Genomic DNA, 3,320 nt, shown 5'->3' on the forward strand with positions numbered 1-3,320 from the left:
TGACGTGGTCAACTAAATTCAGTCACCCTAGTTAAGAAACCATATCTAATGTTTCGGTTCGTTCTTCAAAGTCATTTGGGCTTTGATAATTTAAGTACGAATGTAAGCGACGACTGTTGTACCACATGCAGATGTAATTCATTACATCCTGTTGAGCTTCATAACGCGTTGGGTAATTTTTCCAATGCACGCGCTCTTGCTTCAAACTACCGAAGAAGCTTTCTGCAACAGCATTATCCCAGCAACAACCTTTCTTACTCATGCTACCAATGAAGTCGTTTGACTTGAGCAATCTACGATATTGATGGCTTGCATATTGAACCCCTTGATCTGAATGGATAATCAACCCTGCTTTGGGTTGGCGTTGCCACATCGCCATAGTCAGTGCGTCACAGACAAGCTGCGCTTTCATTCGTGAGCCCATGCTCCAACCAACGACTTTACGCGAATATAAATCAATCACTACCGCCAGATATAACCAACCTTCTGCAGTCCAAACATAAGTGATATCTTGTACCCAAGCTTGATCAGCGGCTTCAACGTTGAAGTTTTGCTCAAGTACATTGGGATAAATAGGCTTGTTATGGTCACTATTCGTTGTTACTTTGTATTTCTTTTTATAACGCACCCAGACATTTGCCTCTTTCATTAACTGTGCTGTTTTGTGACGGCTCACCGGAAAACCGAGTGCATTTAAGACTTTCTGAATACGCCTTTCACCGTAAGTATTATCACTGAAGTGCGCTATGTCCTTGACCCAATCAATCATTTCTTGATGTGTTGGATCCTCTGATTTAGTTGAATATCGCTTTTGATAACTATAGTAATTGTTACTTTTTACACCCAGTATTCGGCACATTACCGCCACAGGCCAGGTCTTCTTGTATTGGGTTATGAACGAGTATTTCACTTCGTTTCTTTGGCAAAGAAGACCGTCGCTTTTTTTAATATTTCACGCTCCATTTCTAGGCGTTTCACTTGCGCTTTTAGCTCTCTGATCTCTTCTTGCTCAGGGGTCAAATTACCATTCCCTCTAAAAGCCTGCCCATCATCATTTTCAGCTTCTTTTATCCACCGACCAAGCATGTTGGGATTTACCCCTAAATTTCTAGAGGCTTCTGCTTGAGAGTAGTTTTGCTCAACAACTAATGCGATGGCATCAAGTTTAAATTCTTTGGAATACTTTTTACGTTTTGTCATTATCGATCTCCAGTTAAGTTGATTATCTCTTAACTGGGGTAGTCGAATCCATTAAACCACGTCAAGGTCAAAATTTTACTCCTTTGGCTGAGCCAAAATAGGAATTCAGCTATGGTTTGTATATCAATTAAAACAAATAAAAAACTAATTAATCTACAAACTCGTTATGGTGTTTCTTAATATGCCTAAGGATCTACGTAAAAATTTGATTGCTGCGATTCTTAGTCCTTTAATTGCGTTACCAGTCCTTGGTTTTTGTTATTTTTATGCGGGTATAGAAAACTATACTTCTGTGAGTTCATTAATTTCAGGTGTTGGTTTTGGTGTATCAATAGGGATGGGAAGTTTATTTTATTTCTATCCTTTAATGTTCATTTACGGATTACCTATTAGCTTATTACTCCAAAAGTTAAATTTATTTAAATTACCTGTAGTTTTAATCTTAAGTATACTTCCAGTTTTTTTACTTAGTCTTTTTCGTGAATTTAATCGTGCAACATTGGTTCTTCATTTATTAGTACTTTCAATGGGTTTAACTAGTTGGCTTATATATAATAAATTAAGGTAACACCACAACAAGCGATTAATGTTACACAACCGTTTTCTTACTCGGCTTACAGCTCAGATCAAACATTATTCACTAAATAGGCTTTTTTCAAATGCTTGTGCGGCATGTGAAGAGGGTCTGTCTTTATAGTGTAATTGGTATAATGGTCTTGATAACTCGACGTTATTTGGCTGTTTTAGCCGTGTTAATTTACCTAACTGTACTAAATCCTCAGTGACTACATTAGGCAATAAAGCAACGCCCATTCCTTGTGCTACCGCCCTTGCTATTGCTTCGTTACTTCCGAGTTGCATACTATTTTTTGCTGTAATGCCATGTTGCTGTAGTAATTTAACCGAGACCTCTAAAGTGCCCGAGCCTGGTTCGCGCAGTAGCCAAAACTGTTTGTTTAACCATGCTTTTAAGTCTTTCGTGGGCTTAAAGTTACTGGGTATAACTACACTCATTAAATCGTTTTGCCAGTGCTTACTTATAATATGCGGCTCGGTTGGTGTGCCTTCAACCAGTGCTAAATCTATAGTGCATTCAAGTATGGCGTGCTCAATTTGTGCGGTATTGGCAACTTGTACTTCTACTTTTATATGGGGGTATTGTGCGCAAAAATTGGCTAAATAGGGCGGTAGCCAATAGCTGGCAATGGTTGTACTGGTGCCTATAACGAGTGTGCCGCGCTTAAGCCCTGTGCGTGATTTAATATCTTCAATGGCTGCCTTTTCAATAGCAAAAATACTACGAGCATGTTCAAAAAGTGCTTGTCCACCTTCACTTAAGGTGAGTTTTTTACCCTTAGATGCGCGCTCAATAAGTTGTATATTTAGCTGATACTCAAGTTCTTTTAAAGCTTTAGACACAGCTGGTTGGCTTATAAAAAGCGCCTCGGCTGCGCCTGAAAAACTGCCTAATTTAGCAACCGTATGAAACACCCGTAGTGCATGCAAGTTCATTGTGCCTCTCAAATCACATAACCTTAAGTTATCGAATCATGATTTTAATGTATTGGAGTTATATTTTGCGCTTTCTTAAAATGAAGTCAATTAATTACGATGACTTTATTAAGGGATGACTATGCTTAGTGCAATTAAAGATATGCCACAGCTTTTTAGTATTAATACTAAGCAGTATACCAACTCGCGTTGGTGGCTAGGAATGCTATTGGTTATAGTTTTAGCAAGTGTTGCTGTTGCGCTGAGTAAGTTGCAGGTAATGCAAAGCGCGCAATTTAGCTCTTTAACTATTGGTATTGTGCTTGGCATTATTGTAGGTAACAGTGTGTTTTCGCGCATTGCGACTCATACCGATGTGGGTGTTGATTACGCTAAAAGTATTTTACTCAAAGCGGGTATTATTTTATTTGGTTTTAGAATTACCTTTGCACAGGTAGCAGGCGTTGGCTGGCATGGCTTACTAACCGACATTGTTATGCTCAGTGGTACGTTTATATTAGCAATACAGCTTGGCAAACGAGTATTTAAGCTTGATGAGCAAACAGTAATATTAATTGGCGCAGGTAGCTCTATTTGTGGCGCAGCAGCTGTAATGGCAACCGAGCCTG

The 3,320-nt window shown here is 38.9% G+C and carries 4 protein-coding genes; 2 read left to right on the forward strand and 2 right to left on the reverse strand.

Features of this window, described 5'->3' with window-relative positions; all coding sequences use genetic code 11:
- Positions 1–31: 31 nt before the first annotated feature.
- Positions 32–1,200, reverse strand: a protein-coding gene (locus L654_RS0117685; protein ID WP_139016089.1) for an IS3 family transposase whose coding sequence is annotated in 2 segments (ribosomal slippage) — positions 32–924 and positions 924–1,200 — 1,170 coding nt in all. Because the reading frame shifts where the segments join, the coding sequence is not laid out codon by codon here.
- A 181-nt stretch (positions 1,201–1,381) separates the two neighbouring features.
- Between L654_RS0117685 and L654_RS0117695 the strand changes: the two genes are divergently transcribed.
- Complete coding sequence (locus L654_RS0117695) at positions 1,382–1,768, forward strand: hypothetical protein (RefSeq protein ID WP_024608630.1); 387 nt, start codon at positions 1,382–1,384, stop codon at positions 1,766–1,768.
- A 65-nt stretch (positions 1,769–1,833) separates the two neighbouring features.
- On the opposite strand, the gene L654_RS0117700 is transcribed toward L654_RS0117695, so the two are convergent.
- The gene (locus tag L654_RS0117700) at positions 1,834–2,712 is read right to left on the reverse strand and encodes a LysR substrate-binding domain-containing protein (protein ID WP_024608631.1); all 879 of its coding nucleotides are present in this window, start codon (positions 2,710–2,712) and stop codon (positions 1,834–1,836) included.
- A gap of 121 nt (positions 2,713–2,833) precedes the next feature.
- Between L654_RS0117700 and L654_RS0117705 the strand changes: the two genes are divergently transcribed.
- A partial coding sequence (locus L654_RS0117705) for a putative sulfate exporter family transporter (RefSeq protein ID WP_024608632.1) occupies positions 2,834–3,320 on the forward strand: 487 nt, incomplete at its 3' end.

Origin of the sequence: Pseudoalteromonas sp. TAB23 (genome assembly GCF_000498075.1) — a bacterium.
Taxonomy (GTDB): Bacteria; Pseudomonadota; Gammaproteobacteria; order Enterobacterales; family Alteromonadaceae; genus Pseudoalteromonas; species Pseudoalteromonas arctica.